This window comes from Aliivibrio friggae, assembly GCF_057368515.1.
Genome location: NZ_CM170648.1, coordinates 399,155 through 420,582, shown reverse-complemented (window position 1 = coordinate 420,582; position 21,428 = coordinate 399,155). Strand labels below are relative to the sequence as shown.

Here is a 21,428-nt window from a genome sequence, read left to right as displayed (position 1 = left end):
CCGTTTAAATAAAAAATATAGGCTTGTTAATTAGTAAAAAACACTTTATTAATTAACAACCTATCTATTTTCATCCACTTCCTTCCCATAACAGCTCCTGTTACCTTGAACTACCTCTGGTATATGGCATAATAATTGTATACGCTACTCATCTAAATCATACATCTGTTATAACCAAAATAAAGGTGGTACCCCGATGGCAACTCAGTTTGATTTCTGCACTGCAGGAAAAAATGTACTTCAAATTGAAATAGATGCACTCACCCAGCTAAACAACTACATCAATGATGATTTCACTAAAGCATGCCAATTAATGTTGGAATGTAAGCGTAAAGTCGTTGTAATGGGAATGGGGAAATCGGGACACATTGGTAATAAAATAGCGGCTACATTAGCAAGCACTGGTACTCCTTCTTTTTTTGTGCACCCAGGCGAAGCAAGTCATGGTGATTTAGGCATGATTGAAAAAGGTGATGTTGTGATTGCTATTTCAAACTCAGGTGAAGCTGGTGAGATTTTAGCCTTATTACCTGTAATTAAACGCCTTGGTATTACATTGATTACAATGACAGGCAATCCTGATTCAAGCATGGCAAAAGTCGCTGATGTAAATCTACAAATTACCGTTCCTCAAGAAGCGTGCCCACTAGGCCTAGCACCAACATCAAGCACAACGGCAACCTTAGCGATGGGGGATGCATTTGCTGTCGCTCTTTTACAAGCGAAAGGCTTTACCGCTGATGATTTTGCATTATCCCATCCCGGTGGCGCTCTAGGTCGTAAATTACTGCTATTATTGTCTGATATCATGCATAAAGATGATGAGCTACCAATGGTAACTGAAGACGCTTTAATTAAAACGGCATTGCTGGAAGTCTCTGAAAAAGGACTTGGTATGACAGCAATTGTTGATGGTGAGCAAAGAGTCATTGGTATCTTTACTGATGGTGATTTACGTCGCCTGCTCGATAACCGCATTGATATTCATACTCAAACGATTGGTGAAGTCATGACGCACTCGCCAGCGGTTGCTAACCCAAATCTACTGGCGGTTGAAGGCTTGAACTTAATGCAAGATAAGAAGATTAATGGCCTATTGCTATGCGATGAAAACCATCGTTTAGTCGGAGCCCTTAATATGCATGATTTACTAAAAGCAGGAGTAATGTAATGACGACTAAATTCATTTCAACACTCTACGGTAATGTCGACGAAACTGTGTTCAATATTGCAAAAAACATTAAGTTGTTGATCTGCGATGTTGATGGCGTATTTTCTGATGGTCTTGTCTATATGGGCAACGACGGTGAAGAACTAAAAACCTTCCACACTCGTGATGGCTACGGCGTTAAGTCTTTAATGTCTGCAGGCGTAGAAATTGCCATCATCACGGGCCGTAATTCTAAAATTGTTGAAAACCGTATGACAGCACTTGGTATTAAATTAATTTACCAAGGACAAGACAATAAACTGCAAGCCTACCAAGATATTTTAACTAAACTCAATATAGCGCCAGAACATACTGGTTATATTGGTGATGACCTAATTGATTGGCCTGTAATGGAAAAGGTCGCTTTAAAAGTCTGCGTCTCTGATGGACATCCATTACTGGTGCAACGCGCAAACTATGTGACTACGATTAAAGGTGGTCATGGTGCCGTTCGTGAAGTGAGTGATCTAATCCTAGAAGCGAAAGGTGAATTAGAGCAGCATAAAGGTCTAAGTATATGACCTTAAAACACCTTTTCATGACAATATTATTGATGATCTCCAGTTGGTCAGGCTATTACTTATATTATGAGTATGCTCAAAGTGACCAACAAATAGTGCCTGATCAACAAGTTCCTGTTTTTACTGGCAGTAACGTAAGCAATAATAATTATGATGAAAGCGGTGTTCGTAATTATCAGATTAATGCTAAAGCTCTCGCTCGTTTTGCAAAAACAGGAGAGACTAACTTTACCATTCCGCATCTTTTTGTTTTTAAAGATGGCGAATTAAAAGAGTGGGAAATAATTTCTGACACTGGCGTACTCAATAAACAGCATGAGCTTTATTTGAGTGGTAATGTAATCGTTAAAAATTTACTGCCTGAAGCCGCCTTTGACACCATGACAACAGACAGTATAACAATACAACTATCAACTAAAGATTTCACGACAGAGGATGTCGTTAACCTTGTTGGCCCAACGTTTGAAACAACAGGCGTTGGAATGAAAGGTAATTTTACCACCCAACAAACGACCCTATTAGAGAATGTACAAGGTATCTATGAAGCTTTCACACATTAGTCTACTTGCTGGCTTACTATTAAGCTCGCCAAGTTGGGCGCTAAGCAGCGACACAGAGCAACCAATTCACATTAATTCAAATTCACAAAGTTTTGATATGCAAAGCAACCAAGTTACGTTTATTGGTGATGTTACTTTAAAGCAAGGCAGTATTGAGATCTTCGCTGATAAGTTAATCGTTATCCGTCCTCAAGGACAAGAAGGTCGTGAAATATTAGAAGCTTATGGCAATCCTGCTCGTTTTAGCCAGCTAACCGATGACGGTAAAACCTTAAAAGGTAAAGCTGATAAGCTCCGTTACGAATTAGAAAAAGAATTTCTAAAGATGACCAACAAAGCTGAACTAAAGCAGGACGACAGTATCATTAAGGGTAAAGTGATTACCTATAATATGAAAACTCAAAAATTAATTGCTGATGGTGGTAAAGACGAACGTGTTACTACTATTCTTCAACCAACTCAATTAAACAATAAATAATTATGGCTATATTAGAAGCGAAAAATCTCGCAAAAACCTACGGCAGCCGTAAAGTGGTTTCCGATGTAAGTTTAACGGTTGAATCAGGGAAAATTGTTGGCTTACTAGGACCAAATGGTGCAGGTAAAACAACCTCTTTCTATATGATAGTTGGTCTTGTCTCTCGTGATGAAGGGTCGATCACTATTGATGGTGTTGATATTTCATTACAGCCAATGCATAACAGATCAAAAATGGGGATAGGCTACCTACCTCAAGAAGCCTCTATTTTCAGAAAGCTTTCTGTTTTTGATAACATCATGGCGGTACTTCAAACTCGTAAAGATTTATCAAAAGCAGAGCGCTTAGATAAGCTTGAAGAGTTATTAGATGAGTTCAATATTCAGCATATTCGTAACAGTAATGGTATGGCGCTTTCAGGTGGCGAACGTCGTCGAGTTGAAATTGCGCGCGCACTAGCTGCAAATCCAAAGTTCATTCTACTTGATGAACCTTTTGCTGGTGTCGATCCTATTTCTGTAATCGATATCAAAAAAATCATTCAACATTTACGAGATCGCGGTTTAGGTGTGTTAATTACAGACCATAACGTTCGTGAAACACTTGATGTATGTGAGCACGCTTACATCGTAAGCCAAGGCCATATGATTGCCAATGGGACTCCTGACCATGTATTAAATGATGAACACGTTAAACGCGTTTATCTTGGTGATCAGTTTAAGTTGTAATTTATATAAAGGTATCACTATATAATGAAAGCATCTCTTCAGTTAAAAATGGGCCAACAACTTGCTATGACGCCTCAGTTGCAGCAAGCAATTCGATTATTACAGTTGTCGACCCTTGACCTACAGCAAGAGATTCAAGAAGCTCTCGACTCTAATCCTCTCCTTGATGTTGAAGAAGAGCAATTAAGTACGCCTGAAAGTTTATTATCTCCAGAGCCGACACCAGAAAAAGAAACCGCAACAGCAGAACAAGAAGATCCTGTCACTGACAGCACTGATATTATTGATAGTAATAATATTTCAGAAGAGCTTGAAATGGATGCGAGCTGGGATGACGTTTATAGCGCAAACAGTGGCAGTACAGGGTTAGCTATTGATGACGATACGCCATTATATCAAGGTGAAACGACTGAAAGTCTGCAAGACTATTTAATGTGGCAGGCGGATTTAACCCCTTTCAGTGACATTGACCGTACTATTGCAACCACTATCATTGAGTCATTAGATGATTATGGCTATCTAACAATCAGCCTTGATGATGTGTTAGAGAGTGTCGGTAATGATGATGTTGAAATGGATGAAGTTGAAGCGGTATTAAAACGCATCCAACAGTTCGATCCATTAGGTGTTGCTTCTCGCGATCTTGCAGAATGCTTAATGTTACAACTCGCAACCTACCCAGAAAATACCCCATGGCTACCAGAAACAAGATTGATCTTAACCAAACACATCAATTTATTAGGTAATCGTGACTACCGACAGTTAGCAAAAGAGACTAAGCTTAAAGAAAATGACTTAAAGCAAGTCATGATGCTAATTCATCAGCTTGACCCAAGACCTGGTAACCGTGTCATTGATACAGACACTGAGTATGTAATCCCAGACGTTTCGGTCTTTAAGCATAATGGGAAATGGGTAGTAACGATTAATCCAGACAGTGTCCCTCGCCTAAAAGTAAACGCAGAATATGCCGCACTAGGTAAAGGTTTAGGTAACAGCCCTGACGGACAATTTATTCGAACCAATTTGCAAGAGGCAAAGTGGTTAATTAAGAGCTTAGAGAGTAGAAACGAGACGCTGCTCAAAGTTGCACGTTGTATAGTTGAACATCAGCAAGATTTCTTCGAATATGGTGAAGAAGCGATGAAACCGATGGTACTCAATGACATCGCTTTGGATGTTGAAATGCATGAGTCCACTATATCTCGTGTAACAACACAAAAATTCATGCATACCCCTCGCGGTATTTTTGAATTAAAATATTTCTTCTCTAGTCATGTTAGTACGGACAATGGTGGTGAATGCTCATCAACTGCAATTCGGGCACTAGTGAAAAAGTTGGTCGCGGCTGAGAATCAAGCCAAACCGTTAAGTGACAGTAAAATCGCAACCTTATTAGCTGAGCAAGGGATCCAAGTTGCACGACGTACCATAGCTAAATATCGTGAATCTCTGGGTATTTCCCCATCGAATCAGCGTAAGCGTTTACTTTAATTAACAGAAAGGAAGTGTTATGCAAATAAACATTACAGGTCAAAACGTCGAACTAACCGATAGCCTACGTGAGTACGTCGATACCAAATTCCAAAAGTTAGACCGTTTTTTTGAACACATTAATAATGTCCATGTAGTATTAAAATTAGAAAAAGTACTTCATATCGCAGAAGCAACTCTTCATGTAAATCAAGGTGACATACACGCCCATTCTGACGCAGAAGATATGTATGCAGCCATTGATGGTTTGGTGGATAAACTCGTTCGCCAACTCAATAAACATAAAGAAAAACTAAGTAGTCATTAACATGCAATTAAGCACCATTCTTTCATTGGATTGCACCAAAAGTGCAGTCCAATGCACAAGCAAAAAACGCGCATTAGAACTTATTAGTGAAATTGCAGCCCCTCACATTGGTCAAAACCCTCAAGAGTTATTTGAAAGTTTATTAAACCGAGAGAAAATGGGAAGTACCGGCATTGGTAATGGTATTGCCATTCCTCATGGTCGTATTTTTAACTGTGATAATGCCGTCGCGGTTTTACTTCAGTGCCAAGAACCTATTGAATTTGATGCGATAGATAATCGCCCTGTTGATGTTCTTTTTGCCTTACTTGTCCCTGATGAGCAGTGTAAATTGCACTTAAAAACACTTTCTAGTGTTGCAGAAAAACTCAATGACAAGCAAGTTTTACGTCAACTTCGCCACGCCGAAAATGACCAAGAACTGTATCAAATATTCACCTCTTAAAGATTCTAAGGTCGTAAAATGAAACTCATGGTTGTTAGTGGTAATTCAGGGGCAGGAAAATCTGTTGCACTACGAGTATTGGAAGATTTAGGCTATTATTGCGTCGACAACTTACCCATTGACCTACTTACTCAATTTGTAGAGTCAATTCAGCACAGTACTCAAAATGTCGCTGTTAGTGTCGATATCCGTAATTTACCAAAAGATCCCTCACTATTAACAAACACCTTAAGTGAATTAAAACAAAGCCACGACGTGACCGTGATTTTCCTCGACGCCGAAGATAAAGAGTTGATTAAACGCTATAGTGAAACTCGCCGTTTACATCCGCTTTCTTTAACTGAAGAACAATGCTCATTAGAGCAAGCGGTCGCTCTAGAGAAAAACATTTTAAGTGATTTTAAAGAAGAAGCTGATTTAGTTCTCGATACCACCACAAAGTCCATCCATGATTTAAGTGAAACACTGCGATCTCGAATTCTCGGTCGTGAATCAAAAGAATTAGTCATGGTGTTTGAATCTTTTGGTTTTAAACACGGTTTACCAACAGATGCTGATTATGTATTTGATGTGCGCTTCTTACCTAATCCTCACTGGGAACCAAGTTTAAGGCCTATGACAGGCTTAGATAAACCCGTAGCGGATTATTTAGAAAAACACGATGATGTGATTCAATTAAAAGAACAAATTCAAACCTTTCTTACTACTTGGCTACCTGCCTTAGAAAAAAACAATCGCAGCTATTTAACCGTCGCGATTGGTTGTACTGGCGGTCAGCATCGCTCAGTTTACATCACTCAACAACTCGGTGAGTATTTTAAGCAGCAAGGGCAACAAGTTCAGATCCGTCATAAAACATTAGAGAGACATTAATCATGCCTATCTCATCTCGTCACCTATTGATAAAAAACCGCCTTGGTTTACACGCAAGAGCGGCGATCAAATTGGTTGAGATGGCGCAAAGCTTTGATGCCATCATTACATTAACCAATGATGAAAATAAACAAGCAACGGCAGATGGTGTAATGGGCTTACTTATGCTGGACTCAGCGCAAGGTCAATACGTCGATGTTTCCGCTGATGGGCCAGATGCAGAACAAGCACTTTCTGCTATTTGTGAGCTTATTGAAGCCGGTTTTGATGAGGATGAGTGAGTATTTACTCATCGCCTCTCTTCTTTGACCTAATCTTCACAAATTTATCTTATTTCCTTTCTAAAATTGCGTTACTATTCTGCCCATTATTTAGATTGACTATACTCAGTTAATCAGTCTTTTATGGGGGAGAGAATGCAAGAACAACCAGATTTCGATCAAACCCATCAAACTCTTCAAGAAGTATCTAATGCGCTTGATAGTGGGATGTTTGTCCATGTACGTCGTTTATTACAAGACATGGAACCCGAGGATATTGCCCATCTATTAGAAGCCTCACCCAGAAAAAGCCGTAATGTATTATGGCAACTGACCGATCCTGAAGATTACGGTGAGATCCTTGACGAACTTTCCGAAGGCGTAAAAGACGGAATTGTTTCACAAATGGCTCCACAGAGCATTGTAGAAGCAACAGAAGGTATGGAGACAGATGATGTCGCTTACGTTCTTCGTAGCTTACCTCATGACGTCTCACGTGAAATATTAAGCCAGATGGACACGGTTGATCGATTCCGTGTCGAAACAGCACTGTCTTATCCAGAAGATACCGCCGGTGGGATGATGAATACCGATTTCATCACCATCCGTGCTGATGTTGAAATAGATGTTGTATTGCGTTATTTACGCATGAAAAGTGAGCTTCCCGACTCAACCGATGCCCTGTATGTCCTTGATGAAGAAAGTCGACTCATTGGCCATTTATCTTTAGCGACTCTATTAACGACTCAACCCGATATTCTGGTTAGTGAAGTCATGGATGATGCTGATGAGGCCATTCCAGTAAATACTGACGATGGTGAAGTTGCTAATCTATTTGAGCGTCGTAATTGGGTATCAGCGCCTGTTGTTGATGAAAACCTCTTGCTGCTTGGTCGTATTACCATTGATGATGTTGTCGATGTTATTCGTGAAGACGCTGAACACTCAATGATGAGTATGGCGGGTATGGATGACGAAGAAGATACCTTTGCTCCCGTGGTTAAATCAGCTCGCCGTCGTAGTGTTTGGCTAGGTATGAATGTATTAGCCGCTCTTGCTGCCGCATCGGTTTCTAATATGTTCGAAGCCACATTAGCACAAATGGCATCAATTGCCGTACTAATGACGATTGTCCCTTCAATGGGTGGTGTTGCCGGAAATCAAACTGTTGCTCTTGTTATCCGCGGTTTAGCGGTTGGTCATATCGGTGACAGTAACCAAAAAGAATTATTATTCAAAGAAGCAGGGATAGGCCTACTTAATGGTATTTTATGGGCTTCTATCATTGGTGGTATCGTCATGGTTTGGAAAGGCGACATCATGCTTGGAGCCATCATCTCCGCGGCTATGCTCGTTAACTTAACCGTTGCCGGAATTGCAGGGGTAACTATCCCTCTTATCCTAAAGAAAATGAATATCGACCCAGCATTAGCTGGTGGAATGGCCTTAACCACCATCACAGATATTATTGGTCTATTTGCTTTCTTAGGTCTTGCCACTGTTTTAATGTAATCAAAAATCTCTTTAATAAAAAAGCGCGCTCTCATTTAATGACAGCGCGCTTTTTATTATTTATTTAATTTAGGATTAATTACTGGCCAGCAATCTTCATCGATTCAATTAAGATTGAACCAGTCTGAATTTGTGAACGCATTTCGACATCACTACCAACTGCAATAATATTTTGGTACATTTCAGCCAAATTACCCGCAATGGTGATCTCTGAAACAGGGTATTGGATTTCACCATTCTCCACCCAGAAACCAGCTGCTCCACGAGAATAGTCACCAGTTACCGTATTTACGCCTTGTCCCATAAGCTCTGTCACAAGAAGGCCTGTTCCCATGGTTTTTAGCATCTGATCAAAACTTTGACCAGTTGAGTTAACAAACCAGTTATGAATACCACCAGCATGACCTGTCGGTGTCATATTCAATTTACGTGCTGCATAGCTTGTTAATAAATACGTAGCTAATACACCATCAGTAATGATTTCACGATCTTGTGTGTATAAACCCTCACTATCAAATGGGCTACTTGCTAAGCCTTTTAGGATATGTGGACGCTCACTCACATTAAACCATTCAGGTAAGATCTTCTCGTTCAGCTTATCTAACATGAAAGTAGATTTGCGATAAAGGTTTGCACCACTGATCGCCATCACCAAATGTCCTAACAAGCCTGTTGCTACATCTGCTGCAAACATAACTGGTACTTTCATGGTATCCAATTTTTTAGCATCTAAACGACTTACTGTACGCTCAGCAGCTTCTAACCCTACTTTTTTAGCATCCCATAAATCATCACGATGACGAGCAACTGTATAACTATAATCGCGCTCCATATCACCATTTTTATCGACACCAATAACACTACAGCTAATGCTATGACGGCTTGATGGGTAACTTGCCAACATCCCATGACTGTTGCCGTAAACTTTAATACCGTAGTGGCTATCGTAGCTCGCGCCGTCACTCTGCTTAATTGAAGAGTGGTACTCTAAAGCGGCTTGCTCTGCTTCAATTGCTTTTTGTGCTGCGTAATCTGGTTCTGGATCATCGGGATGAAACAAATCTAAATCAGGAATATTTTGAGCTATTAATTCTTTTGGTGCAGGTCCAGAAAATGGGTCTTCAGAAGTGTAATTTGCAATATCTAATGCCGCAGCTACCGTCTGTTGAATCGCTTTATCACTTAAATCAGACGTAGATGCACTGCCTTTACGATGGCCGCGATAAACTGTAATTCCTAGTGCGCCATCACGATTAAATTCAACGTTTTCAACCTCTCCCATTAAAGTAGAGACGCTAATACCTGTTGTTTTAGTAATCGCAACTTCTGCTGCACTTGCGTGTTTTGTTGCCATTTCTAACGCTTTGGCTACTGCTGCTTCAAGTTCTATTTTTTGATTCATCATTTGGGCTTTTGCATCCATAACATCTGACTGAATATAAACATTTTTACTAGAATAACACTCTATGTGATAAATTTGCGCCCAATTATCCATTTATCTTGCTAAAATAGAGATAATCACCCATTAAAGAATGAAGATCATGGCACGCAAAAATCAAAAAGCTCCTTGGGAAGAAGAAGAAGAGATCATCTGGGTAAGTAGAACCGAGATGAAAAACGACATGGAAGACCTACAAAAACTAGGCGAAGAGTTAGTTGGTTTAAAGCCAGCCGTTCTTGCTAAATTTCCACTTTCAGAAACTCTGCAAGTGGCAATTTCCGATGCTCAGCGTTTTAAAAACGAAGCAAAACGTCGCCAATTACAATACATTGGTAAGCTAATGCGTCTTGAAGATCCAGAACCAATTCAATTGGCTCTAGATAAAGTACGTAACAAGCACTCACAAGCAACAATTGCGCTTCAAAAGTTAGAAGTCCTACGTGACCGTATGATTGAAACGCCTGATGCAGTGATTGAAGAAGTAATGGTGAAATTCCCAGAAGCTGATCGTCAACGCTTCCGTCAACTTGCTCGCCAAGCAAGCAAAGAAAAAGCAGCGAGTAAACCGCCAAAGGCGTATCGTGAAATTTTCCAAGTATTAAAAGATCTATACTTAGACCAAGACCTATAATTTAGGTTGAGGTAAAAAAAGAGCCAAGCATTATGACAATGCTTGGCTCTTTTTATATCAGTTAATTAATTCAAACTAACCGAACTATTCTGTACCGCCAACAGTCAATGCATCTAACTTCAATGTTGGTTGACCAACACCTACTGGTACACTTTGTCCTGCTTTACCACAAACACCAACGCCACGATCTAACGACAAGTCATTACCAACCATAGAGATCTGCTGCATAGCTTCCATACCAGAACCAATCAGTGTTGCGCCTTTTACTGGTCGGGTAATCTTACCATCTTCAATTAAGTAAGCTTCTGATGCTGAGAATACAAACTTACCCGAAGTAATATCAACTTGGCCACCACCAAAGTTTGGCGCGTAAATGCCTTTCTTCACTGTTGAGATAATCTCTTCTGGTGCATATTCACCAGGCAGCATGTAAGTATTCGTCATACGTGGCATTGGTAAATGAGCATAAGATTCACGACGACCATTACCTGTCGGAGCAACACCCATTAAACGGGCATTCAACTTATCTTGCATGTAACCTTTTAATACACCATTTTCAATTAATGTATTGTATTGACCTGCAACACCTTCATCATCGACACTTAAAGAACCACGACGATCAGGCATCGTGCCATCATCAACAATAGTACATACAGAAGAGGTTACTTTCTCGCCAATTTTACCTGAGAATACTGATGACCCTTTACGGTTAAAGTCACCTTCAAGACCATGACCTACAGCTTCATGCAATAGAACACCAGGCCAACCTGAACCAAGAACAACTGGCATCATTCCCGCAGGGGCTGCATCAGCATCAAGATTAACAAGAGCCTGACGAATTGCTTCATCTGCGAATTCAAGTGCGATTGATTTACCGTTAACTTCAGTTAGGAAATAATCATAGCCATAACGACCACCACCACCAGCACTGCCTCGTTCGCGCTTATCACCACGTTGGACTAATACACTGATAGAAAGACGAACCAATGGTCGAATATCCGCAGCATACGTACCATCAAGGGCAGCAACTAACATCTGCTCGTAAACACCACTGATACTTGCTGATACCTCTTGAACTAAAGGTTCTTTTGCTCGGATATAAGCGTCGACTTCTTCAAGCAATGTTATTTTTTGTTTCTTATCCAAACTATTAAGTGGATTAATTGGCGCATAAAACTGAGGCATTGCTTGAGAAGCAAATGCTTTTACTCGGCCTTCACCACCTTGCTGAACAATACCACGAGCCGCCTTTGCGCTTTGGGTTAATGCTTCAAGGTTAATTTGGTCTGAATAAGCAAAACCTGTTTTTTCACCTGCAACCGCACGGATACCAACACCACGGTCGATATTAAACGAGCCGTCTTTAATAATGCTGTCTTCGAGTACTAATGATTCATGCCAGCAAGATTGAAAGTAGATATCAGCATAGTCTACGTCTCTTTTTGCAATGGTGCTTAAGGTCTGAGACAGTTCCTGCTGACCGATCCCTGCTTGGCTTAATAAGGATTGTTCTACTTCTTGCAAAATCATTCGAGATACTCTTGTTAAGAATTTAAGATCTAATTATGAATAAAAAAGTGTGTGTTTTATAGTGAAATTCACTCTTTATATCAAATAAAGCGACAGCTATTCTGAGCTTAACTCAATTTACACTCTAACCTTGCGTGTTGAGCCACCGGCATTTTCTTACGGATCATCGCTAATTGTGATTTATCTATATCAGCAATAATAACCCCAGTCCCCTCTCGCTGAGTCGCGACTTTATTTCCCCATGGATCAATAATCATTGAGTGTCCCCATGTTTCACGCTCAGCGCCATGAGAGCCCCATTGACCAGCAGCTAACACCCAGCACTGTGTTTCAATCGCTCTTGAGCGTAATAAAATGTCCCAATGAGCATAACCCGTCACCTTAGTAAACGCAGCTGGTACAGCGATAATCTCAGCCCCTTGCCGGCGAAGCTCGCTGTATAATTGTGGAAAACGAACGTCATAACAAATAGAGAGTCCTAATTTACCAAAAGGTGTATCAACTACTTTAACTTCATTGCCCGGTGTAAAAGTGTCTGATTCTCGATAACTATGATGGCCGTCTTCAATCTCAACATCAAACATATGTAATTTATGGTAATGCTCAACTAGAACACCATTAGCATCAAATACCAAACAGGTGGTCGATAGAGAACCATCCACATTTCTAATTGGAAAAGAACCAATCACGAGCCAAATCTGATAACGCTTAGCAAGAGCTGAAAGCGTATCTTGTAACTCCCCTTGTCCTAACGGTTCTGCATAGCCTTCATAGTCTTCTTTTTGACCAAATACGATACAGTTTTCAGGCGTTAGTGCGAGTTTTGCCCCTTGTTGTTGCAATCCTTTTAGCTTAAGACTTAGCTGTTTAATATTCTCTTCAGGAGTCGCTCCTGAGTTCATTTGAACTACGCCAACTTTGCTCATCACACTTCCTTATTTGATTCTTACTCACTGTAAAACGGCTAACTTAGGCTTATTTTTCGGTTTTCTCCGGCAATTGATACTCACCTTGACTACGAGATAACTCTTTTACTGTTGGAGACTCAAGCGGCCCTTCTACTTTATAATTAACTTGCGTAATAACGTCAATAACCGGCGCAATAGCCGTTGCGACTGCAAGTACAATAATTGCTGTTTGTGGTGCAACAGCAAAAGCAGTAATAATAGGGATCCCTGATGTTAAATCTGGGGTAAAACTTACTTCAGCATCCACTAGACGTGTGTTTAAGTTCGCTTTACCTTTGATATTCATCTCACCAGCAACCGCATCCATGGTTAAGTTATTACTAACAAATACACCATTACGCATTTTACCGCTGCCTTTGATGGAGTTAAATGCCATCCCATCATCAAATACATCTCTGAAATCTAATTTCATTTTACGGATAATAGAATCAATACTAAATAAGCCTAGGAAGCGTGCCGCCCCTTTCACATCAGTGATCACACCTTCACCTAATGTGGAAGCTAAATCACCAGAGAGTGTATTAATTTGAATACTCCAAGGTGCGCCTTCCCATTGAAGATCTCCATCCATACTATAACTGGCTTTTTGAATACCAGAACTAATACCAAAACGAGCTAACAATTCAGAGTTATCTTCCCCTGATGCTTTAACCTTAAATTCTGAATGACTGGTATCTTTATCTAATAACCAATCCCCAGACATCGCTAATTTATTCTCACCACTCGTGATCTTTAGCTTATCTAAATAAAAGGTATTCGCTTTTTTATGCAGTTTAGTATCCACTTTACCTAGCTTGTAGCCTTGAACCCATGTGTCATTAATGGTCAGTTCTAAATTCGGCATCAAACGGAAAAATTCACGGTCAAAATCAGAAATAACAGGTTCATTATCATTAGCTTGATTTAAACGCTTTTGATTTTCAGGCTTATCTAGACTTGGAATAAAGATATGAAGATTATCCAATTGCACCAATAAATCATCATTGCCTTTCCAGCTCGCTTTTCCATCCACTTCTTGGCTGTTAACTTGTATATACCAGCCTTGAGATTTTTTACGTACATCTGTATTTACATCGTTCCAATCTAATGTCGCTAATCGTAATGACTTCACATTGGCATCAATGCGAGTTGGCACAGGGATCGTTGGAAAATGACTCGCCGTCGCTTTTCCTTTTTTCGCTGACTTATCATGATTCAAAATAGGCTCTGATAACCAAGCATCCAGATCTAATGACTTTGTATTAATCGAAGCTGATTGCCCAACAATTGGACTCACTTTAAAATTACCACGCCCAACCACAACATGACTTGCTGCTATTACGGGTGTTGTTTCAGTAATATTAATTTCAGCTTGATACTTAGCATCTGGTAGCGTCAAACGACCTGATAATTTTTCTGAGTTGCCAGATACTTGCAGCAACGCTTTTGTTGCCGTACCTTTATCAAGAGCCAACGGATAAGGCAGAGTAGAAGTCATGCTATCTAATGAAGCATTCACTCCTATTTGATAAGTAAAACCAACATCTGCAACTTGTAAATTAATATCAGAATTCCATGTAGAAACACCACTCACTTTTTCCATCATTGGAGAATCTATATATTCTCTTAATGGTGAGATTTTCCATTTACCTTTTGTTTCAATTGCAACACTGTAAAAGTCAGACTGTGCTTCGCCATTAAATGAAAGAGAGATTGGCTGTCCTAATAATGACGCTTTAATTCCTGAAGCCTTCACTACATCATTATCAAACTCGATTCGCCCTTTTGCATTAGTTAATACGATATTCGGAGATTGTAATTCAATATGATTATTAGCAAGGTCCGCATAACCCCATGCACCGACCTCTTCACCCGTAAATGGGATATCTAATCGTAATAATGCATCAACTCGATTATCTACTTGTATGCTATTAAGCGCCGCACCAACAGAATCGACCAAAGGTGTTGCTGTCATGTATTCACGAACCGCTTTACCTGAACCATTTGCCGTAGCACGAATCGTTAACTTACCGTCTTCCGCTAAATTGGCAATTCGTCCCGTAACACGAGTTGCATGCACATCCATTAAGTCTGCAGAGTGAGAGCTTAAGAACATAGAAGCGTTTTGGAACATTAAATCTAACTGTAAATTAGTCAGAGGCGGCCACGCGGTATCAAATGAGAACTGAGCGTCTTTTAATCCCACTTTTACTTGGAAAATACCGTCATACTTAGTATAAGGAAAATCAGCTAACTCCCCATACCAAAGTAGCTGTACCGTTTTAGCACTACCACCTTGAACTGCAGCAGATAGATAATCTGTCAGATCTTGTCCTAATGCTAAGGTCGGTAAATAACGCCAAGTTTGATCGGCATTAAAGGCATCTGCTTCAGCATAAAAAGAGAGAACTGAAGGCTTATCGTTAGGAAAATCTAATCGAAACTCCCCTTTTGCTTGCAGGTCAGGTGTCGATACATTGATGTAATCAGACCATAAACGCCAACCTTTATCATTCACTTCCCAATACGCAGTGACATCACCATTTTTTATATTTAATGGAGCTTGGAATACCTCACCATAAGGCAGAGTATCATCCACTAATGATAATTTAGCTTCACCCTTTTCAGCATCACCAGCAATCAAAACGTTTAATTTATGAAAACCTGGCAGTAGCTCCCATTGATTAATTTTTGCTTCATGGATCGATGCAGAGTAACTCAATCCAAGAGAATGATCATACTCAACTCGAATATCATTAATACTCCCTTCAGGATCCAAAGTAGTAAGAAGGTCGGTAATATTATCTTGAGAAGCTGGCAATAACGTTTTTAAACCCAATGCACTCTGTAAATCAACATGACTTAGATTTAAAATCCACTTTTCCGGCTGCCAAGTGAAATTTCCTGAGATCTCAGGCCATAGCTCTGCTTGATGTTTAACTTGAATATCAGAAGCAGAAACCTTCCATCCTTCTCTATCTGGCTGAAGCTCAAACACGCCACCTTCAACACTCGCTTGATGGACTGTTTTACCTTCTAACCAGTTAACATAAGAAGGTGAAGCTTCGACAAGAGCATCAATCGGTTGCCCATCTTTAAAAGATAACCACGCATTAGCTGAGACTTCACCTTGAGTAATACCATATTCATTCTGAAGTTCTTCTGTGATCCACGGAGTTACTTGAATGTTTTTAGCTTCTACATAAAAATGGCCATCTAAACTTTTAAATGTGCCCTTCTCTTTAAAGTTAGCGATGACTTTAAGCTGGTTTATCTCACTACCAATGACACTAACAACACCTTCAGCTAGATGTTTTCTGCGCTCGTTGCGCCATTGTAATGAGTCAATTTGTACTGTTTTATCCGTTCCATCAAGTGCCACAAAAGCGACTTGAGAATCTTTTAATGAGAAATGATTTAACCGAACTAAAAATATATCTTCGAGACGTTTACCCAACGATTTATCAGCTTGCTGATTTTTTGGATCCGATTCTTCCTCCTCTACATCAGAAGTGCGCTTGCCTAATGAGGTAAGATCCGCACTTAATTTATCAATTCGTAGATCCGCAAATTGAGGTTGTCCAGCCCAAAGCGAAGAGAGAATATTCAGTTGGATCTCGACTTCTTTAACTGCAATGATTTCATCGCCAGTCGCAGGGTCAATAGCAGTAAGCTTTCGAAGATTTAAAGAGGGATTAGTATTTCGCCAGCGACCATCTAGCTCGCCAATTGAAATTGAAAAACCGGTTGCTTGGGAAAGAAAACCTTCAATTTCAGGTTGATATTTATTCAACGAAGGAAGGAAAAGGCGCAAGCTTGTAATGACTAATGCTGCTAGTAAAAATACCAGCAGCAATAATCCCATCAAGCAACGTTCAAAACGAATTAACTTAGTGGTCACGTATTATTATTCTCTACATCATTACGACATCAAACTGCTCTTGAATATAAAGAGGTTCAGCTTGAATTTTTACCTGTTTACCAATGAAAAGTTCGAGTTCTGCGAGTGCATGTGACTCTTCGCCTTCAAGCGCATTAGCTACTGCAACAGAAGCATATACAACAAACTTATCTGAATCATAAGCACGGTTTACTCGTGTGATTTCACGTAATATTTCATAACACACACTTTCAATCGTTTTAACTGCCCCTCGACCTTCACAGGTTGGACACTGATCACATAAGATATGTTCAATACTTTCACGAGTTCGTTTTCGAGTCATTTCAACTAAACCAAGCTGAGTAAACCCGTTAACGTTACTTTTAACTCGATCTTTATCTAACGCAGCACCAAGTACTTGTAACACTCGGCGACGATGCTCTTCACTCATCATGTCAATAAAATCAATGATGATGATGCCGCCAAGATTACGTAAACGTAACTGACGAGCAATCGCTTGTGTGGCTTCAATATTGGTATTAAAAATGGTTTCTTCTAAATTACGTCGTCCAACAAATGCACCAGTATTGATATCAACAGTGGTCATCGCCTCTGTTTGATCAATAATCAGGTAACCACCTGACTTTAATTCTACTTTACGATCAAGAGCACGTTGAATTTCGTTCTCTGTTTCGTACATATCAAAAATAGGCTTATCGCCTGAGTAATACTCAAGTTTCTTGGTTAACTCTGGTACGAATTCTGTTGTAAATTGCTTTAACTTTTCAAAAGCAAGTTTTGAATCAACACGAATTAAATCAAGCTCTGTTCCAACAAAATCACGCAGAATACGCTGGTCTAAACCTAGCTCACCGTACAGCATTGATTTAGTTTTGCTTTTTTTACGACGCTCAATCACCTTGTGCCATAGACGCTTTAAGAAAGCAGCATCTTGTGAGATCTCAGCTTCGCTTGCGCCTTCTGCAGCAGTACGAATGATAAAACCACCAAACTCATCGCAATAATCAGAGACCGTATTCTTTAAACGATTACGTTCTTTTTCACTTTCAATGCGTTGTGATACACCGACATGACTTGCCCCTGGCATAAATACCAAATAGCGAGAAGGAAGGGTAATATCCGTGGTTAGACGAGCGCCTTTAGTTCCAAGTGGGTCTTTAACAACTTGCACCACCAAGTCTTGTCCTTGGTGTACTAGCTGAGAAATATCTCTCACTTGAAACTGACGTTTTTCATTTTCAGACACACATTCCGTATGAGGAACGATATCTGAGGCGTGCAGAAATGCGGCTTTATCTAAACCGATATCTATAAACGCAGCTTGCATCCCCGGTAATACTCGGCTTACTCGGCCTTTGTATATATTACCCACAATACCGCGTCTTGCTTCTCTTTCTACATGGATCTCTTGAAGCACACCTGCTTCAATCATCGCAACACGAGTTTCGCTCGGCGTTACGTTTATTAACAACTCTGTACTCATTGGAGCACCTCACTAATTTTTACAAAAATTGGTGTAAGAGCTGATCTGTTTCCATCAAAGGCAGTCCCATGACAGCATGATAGCTGCCATCAATACGCGAGACAAATCGCCCACCACTACCTTGAATACCGTATGACCCTGCTTTATCACAAGGTTCTCCACTTTCCCAATATTGTTCTATTTCTTGTTCTGAAAGTGTTTTAAACCACACCTGTGTTATTACTGTTTTGGTTCTAATTTCATCAGGTGTTGCTAGTGTTACGGCAGTCATTACTTGATGTTGACGACCAGACAGTGCTAAAAGCATTCTTTTAGCATCTTCAAAATCTTTCGGCTTTTCTAAAATAACACCATCGATTACAACGATGGTGTCAGAGCCCAATACTGGGACATATTTATTCTTTGTTAGTTCTAATACTCTTACGCCAGCTTGTGCTTTATCTTTTGATAATCGTTCTACATACATAAGAGGCGTCTCATGTGACTGATGCACCTCTTCAACGTCTATAGATAAAATCTCAAACTGATACCCTAGTTGAGTTAATAATTCTTTTCTTCGTGGAGAGCCAGAAGCTAAGAAAACTTGAGTAGTCATTTTATTTCCCTATCGAATTGACCAATGACGACGCACCCTGCGCATCAATAAAAACAACCATGGCCAAAGAATGAAGTTTAACACGCCAGCCCATAAAAAATGTGCGTTAAAAGCCACATCATGAACTAAAAATTCACCCATAAACTCTAATATTTTACCAAGTAAGGTTAATCCGGAAAAAATAGCTGCTTGTTGCCATAACGCTAAGTTTCTCAATACCTTAAAATTGGCGGCGACAAGATAGACTAAAATAGCCATTGTCATGCCACGGATCCCTAATGTCGTGCCCAATAAAAGGTCCCACAAGATACCAAGTAACATTGCCGTCCCAACATTGACTCGATGAGGCAGTGCCAGTACCCAATAAAAGGTAACTAAAATAATCCAAGAAGGTCTCAATACCTCTAGGGCTCCAGGCCACGGAGCAGCTTGCAAGGTTAATGCAATTAAAAAAGAGAGCCAAATGATGATTCGACCGCGCATTAAATGACTACTGGCCATTTGCCGTCTCCTCGGTATTAACTTCTGATTCTGTAGGCCAAACTAATAATAGATAACGTAATTTATCAAACTCAACCGTTGTCTTTAAATCAATAGAAGCAAAAGGACGTTTATTATCATTATCAATATTTGAAATATAACCCACAGGGTATCCTTCAGGGTAGCGTCCACCTAAGCCAGAACTCACTAATCTATCACCGACTTCTACATCTGTATTGGTTGGTATGTGCTCTAGTTGCATGGTATCTAAATACCCCTTTCCTGATGCTATCACTCGAATATCATTTCGTTCTACTTGGACTGGAATAGAGTTATTTGGATCGGTTAATAATAAAACGCGGCTATTGTGTGCACCAACATAGTTGATCTGTCCCACAATACCTTTATCGCTGATCACTGGTTGGCCTTCATAAACGCCATCAACCTGGCCTTTATCAATCATTACCTGATGCGTGTATGGTGCAGAATCAACCGCCATTACCTCTGTTACCATTTTTCTTTCATCACGAATAAATGGAGACCCTAATAGGTTACGTAAACGGCTGTTTTCTTGCTTAAGTTGTTCCATTAACAGTAAATTACTACTCTGCATAAACATTTCTTGTTTAAGCTTTTGATTTTCAAGCATGAGAGTATTACGGCTATTAAACCGGTCATACATACCATCAAACATGGTACGAGGAAGGTTTGCCGCATAATGGATTGGAGCTACAAAGCTATTTAATAGGTAACGTACGTCGGAAAAGGCATTCAAGCGACTATCGGCTAGCATAAGGCTAGCCGATACCATTACAGCAATAAACAGGCGAAACTGTAGAGAAGGGCCTCTACCAAAGATTGGAGTCATATCCACTCACCCGTTATTTGTTATTACTCTTCACTAAACAGATCGCCACCGTGCATGTCGATCATTTCTAATGCTTTACCGCCGCCACGAGCCACACAAGTTAGTGGTTCTTCAGCAACAACAACAGGAATCCCTGTTTCTTCAGTTAGAAGGCGGTCTAAATCACGTAAAAGTGCACCACCACCAGTCAATACCATACCATGCTCTGAAATATCAGAAGCCAGTTCTGGTGGACACTGTTCTAGTGCAACCATTACTGCTGAAACGATACCTGATAGAGGCTCTTGAAGCGCTTCTAAGATTTCGTTTGAGTTCAATGTAAAGCTACGAGGTACACCTTCTGCAAGGTTACGACCACGAACTTCAATTTCACAGACATCATCGCCAGGATAAGCTGAACCGATCTCGTGCTTTATACGCTCTGCGGTTGCTTCACCAATTAAGCTGCCGTAGTTACGACGAACGTAGTTAATGATAGCCTCATCAAAGCGATCGCCACCAATACGTACTGATGAAGAGTAAACAACACCGTTAAGCGAGATAACAGCAACTTCTGTTGTACCGCCACCTATATCGATAACCATAGAACCTGTCGCTTCTGATACTGGCAAACCAGCACCAATCGCAGCCGCCATTGGCTCATCAATTAGGTAAACTTCACGAGCGCCTGCACCTTGTGCTGATTCACGGATAGCACGACGTTCAACTTGTGTAGAGCCACAAGGAACACAAACTAATACGCGAGGGCTTGGACGCAAAATGCTGTTGTCATGCACTTGTTTAATAAAGTGCTGAAGCATTTTCTCTGTCACATAAAAGTCAGCAATAACGCCATCTTTCATTGGACGAATAGCTGAGATGTTACCAGGAGTACGACCTAGCATTTGCTTCGCATCATGGCCAACAGCTGCAACACTTTTCGTTGAACCATTACGGTCTTGACGGATAGCAACTACAGACGGCTCATCAAGAACAATCCCTTGACCTTTTACATAGATAAGTGTGTTGGCAGTACCTAGATCGATCGAAAGATCGTTTGAAAACATGCCACGAAGTTTTTTAAACATAATCTTCGTATTTCCTGAAAACGTGAGAATAAGATAAATTTTACTAAATGTACCAATGCCTAGCCTAATCAGCAAGGCATTGCTACAGAATCCTGAA

General features: G+C 40.2%; 21 protein-coding genes. 12 read left to right on the top strand and 9 right to left on the bottom strand.

All coding sequences use genetic code 11. From position 1 onward, the window contains the following. The first annotated feature begins 196 nt into the window (after nucleotides 1-196). The 11 genes from kdsD to mgtE all read left to right on the top strand — a co-directional run bounded on the left by kdsD (nucleotide 197) and on the right by mgtE (nucleotide 8,388). Entirely contained in the window at nucleotides 197-1,171 is a 975-nt protein-coding gene (gene kdsD / locus AC2INI_RS01870; RefSeq protein WP_122036583.1) for an arabinose-5-phosphate isomerase KdsD, read from the top strand. After that, nucleotides 1,171-1,731, top strand: coding sequence for a 3-deoxy-manno-octulosonate-8-phosphatase KdsC (gene kdsC, locus AC2INI_RS01865; RefSeq protein ID WP_122036582.1), 561 nt, complete (start codon nucleotides 1,171-1,173; stop codon nucleotides 1,729-1,731). Before kdsD ends, kdsC begins: the two co-directional genes overlap by 1 nt. Beyond that, the gene (gene lptC / locus AC2INI_RS01860; RefSeq protein ID WP_122036581.1) at nucleotides 1,728-2,291 is read left to right on the top strand and encodes an LPS export ABC transporter periplasmic protein LptC; all 564 of its coding nucleotides are present in this window, start codon (nucleotides 1,728-1,730) and stop codon (nucleotides 2,289-2,291) included. The genes kdsC and lptC overlap by 4 nt, the downstream gene beginning before the upstream one ends. Next, nucleotides 2,272-2,769 (top strand): lipopolysaccharide transport periplasmic protein LptA, encoded by a 498-nt coding sequence (lptA, locus tag AC2INI_RS01855; protein WP_122036580.1) that lies wholly within the window; start codon nucleotides 2,272-2,274, stop codon nucleotides 2,767-2,769. The genes lptC and lptA overlap by 20 nt, the downstream gene beginning before the upstream one ends. A 2-nt stretch (nucleotides 2,770-2,771) precedes the next feature. Then, nucleotides 2,772-3,497, top strand: coding sequence for an LPS export ABC transporter ATP-binding protein (gene lptB / locus AC2INI_RS01850; protein ID WP_065594106.1), 726 nt, complete (start codon nucleotides 2,772-2,774; stop codon nucleotides 3,495-3,497). 24 nt (nucleotides 3,498-3,521) lie between these two features. After that, complete coding sequence (locus tag AC2INI_RS01845) at nucleotides 3,522-4,991, top strand: RNA polymerase factor sigma-54 (RefSeq protein ID WP_486305233.1); 1,470 nt, start codon at nucleotides 3,522-3,524, stop codon at nucleotides 4,989-4,991. A 19-nt stretch (nucleotides 4,992-5,010) separates the two neighbouring features. After that, nucleotides 5,011-5,298, top strand: a complete 288-nt coding sequence (gene hpf, locus AC2INI_RS01840; RefSeq protein ID WP_122036578.1) for a ribosome hibernation promoting factor — start codon at nucleotides 5,011-5,013, stop codon at nucleotides 5,296-5,298. A gap of 1 nt (nucleotide 5,299) precedes the next feature. Beyond that, complete coding sequence (gene ptsN, locus AC2INI_RS01835) at nucleotides 5,300-5,743, top strand: PTS IIA-like nitrogen regulatory protein PtsN (protein ID WP_122036577.1); 444 nt, start codon at nucleotides 5,300-5,302, stop codon at nucleotides 5,741-5,743. A gap of 18 nt (nucleotides 5,744-5,761) precedes the next feature. Continuing rightward, nucleotides 5,762-6,616 (top strand): RNase adapter RapZ, encoded by an 855-nt coding sequence (gene rapZ / locus AC2INI_RS01830; protein ID WP_486305232.1) that lies wholly within the window; start codon nucleotides 5,762-5,764, stop codon nucleotides 6,614-6,616. 2 nt (nucleotides 6,617-6,618) lie between these two features. Continuing rightward, a complete protein-coding gene (locus AC2INI_RS01825; RefSeq protein ID WP_122036575.1) occupies nucleotides 6,619-6,897 on the top strand; it encodes an HPr family phosphocarrier protein in 279 nt (92 codons plus the stop codon). 135 nt (nucleotides 6,898-7,032) lie between these two features. After that, complete coding sequence (mgtE, locus tag AC2INI_RS01820) at nucleotides 7,033-8,388, top strand: magnesium transporter (protein WP_486305231.1); 1,356 nt, start codon at nucleotides 7,033-7,035, stop codon at nucleotides 8,386-8,388. 79 nt (nucleotides 8,389-8,467) lie between these two features. On the opposite strand, the gene pmbA is transcribed toward mgtE, so the two are convergent. Then, nucleotides 8,468-9,811, bottom strand: a complete 1,344-nt coding sequence (gene pmbA, locus AC2INI_RS01815; RefSeq protein WP_486305680.1) for a metalloprotease PmbA — start codon at nucleotides 9,809-9,811, stop codon at nucleotides 8,468-8,470. A gap of 118 nt (nucleotides 9,812-9,929) precedes the next feature. On the opposite strand from pmbA, the gene yjgA reads away from it, so the two are divergent. Further along, nucleotides 9,930-10,460 carry a ribosome biogenesis factor YjgA gene (gene yjgA, locus AC2INI_RS01810; RefSeq protein WP_486305230.1) on the top strand — a complete coding sequence of 177 codons (531 nt, stop codon included), beginning with the start codon at nucleotides 9,930-9,932 and terminating at the stop codon, nucleotides 10,458-10,460. Nucleotides 10,461-10,544: 84 nt separating this feature from the next. Here the strand turns inward: yjgA and tldD are convergent, their stop codons facing one another. The 8 genes from tldD to AC2INI_RS01770 all read right to left on the bottom strand — a co-directional run bounded on the left by tldD (nucleotide 10,545) and on the right by AC2INI_RS01770 (nucleotide 21,331). Further along, nucleotides 10,545-11,990, bottom strand: a complete 1,446-nt coding sequence (tldD, locus tag AC2INI_RS01805) for a metalloprotease TldD (RefSeq protein WP_486305229.1) — start codon at nucleotides 11,988-11,990, stop codon at nucleotides 10,545-10,547. 107 nt (nucleotides 11,991-12,097) lie between these two features. After that, nucleotides 12,098-12,916 (bottom strand): carbon-nitrogen hydrolase family protein, encoded by an 819-nt coding sequence (locus tag AC2INI_RS01800; protein ID WP_486305228.1) that lies wholly within the window; start codon nucleotides 12,914-12,916, stop codon nucleotides 12,098-12,100. Nucleotides 12,917-12,965: 49 nt separating this feature from the next. Then, nucleotides 12,966-16,838, bottom strand: coding sequence for a YhdP family protein (locus AC2INI_RS01795; RefSeq protein ID WP_486305227.1), 3,873 nt, complete (start codon nucleotides 16,836-16,838; stop codon nucleotides 12,966-12,968). Between the two features lie 13 nt (nucleotides 16,839-16,851). Beyond that, nucleotides 16,852-18,321 carry a ribonuclease G gene (gene rng / locus AC2INI_RS01790; protein WP_122036569.1) on the bottom strand — a complete coding sequence of 490 codons (1,470 nt, stop codon included), beginning with the start codon at nucleotides 18,319-18,321 and terminating at the stop codon, nucleotides 16,852-16,854. A 19-nt stretch (nucleotides 18,322-18,340) separates the two neighbouring features. Beyond that, nucleotides 18,341-18,916, bottom strand: coding sequence for a Maf family protein (locus AC2INI_RS01785; RefSeq protein ID WP_486305226.1), 576 nt, complete (start codon nucleotides 18,914-18,916; stop codon nucleotides 18,341-18,343). A gap of 9 nt (nucleotides 18,917-18,925) precedes the next feature. Beyond that, nucleotides 18,926-19,417 (bottom strand): rod shape-determining protein MreD, encoded by a 492-nt coding sequence (mreD, locus tag AC2INI_RS01780; protein WP_122036567.1) that lies wholly within the window; start codon nucleotides 19,415-19,417, stop codon nucleotides 18,926-18,928. Beyond that, nucleotides 19,407-20,264 carry a rod shape-determining protein MreC gene (gene mreC, locus AC2INI_RS01775; protein ID WP_122036566.1) on the bottom strand — a complete coding sequence of 286 codons (858 nt, stop codon included), beginning with the start codon at nucleotides 20,262-20,264 and terminating at the stop codon, nucleotides 19,407-19,409. Before mreC ends, mreD begins: the two co-directional genes overlap by 11 nt. A gap of 23 nt (nucleotides 20,265-20,287) precedes the next feature. Further along, a complete protein-coding gene (locus tag AC2INI_RS01770; protein ID WP_122036565.1) occupies nucleotides 20,288-21,331 on the bottom strand; it encodes a rod shape-determining protein in 1,044 nt (347 codons plus the stop codon). Nucleotides 21,332-21,428: the final 97 nt, after the last annotated feature.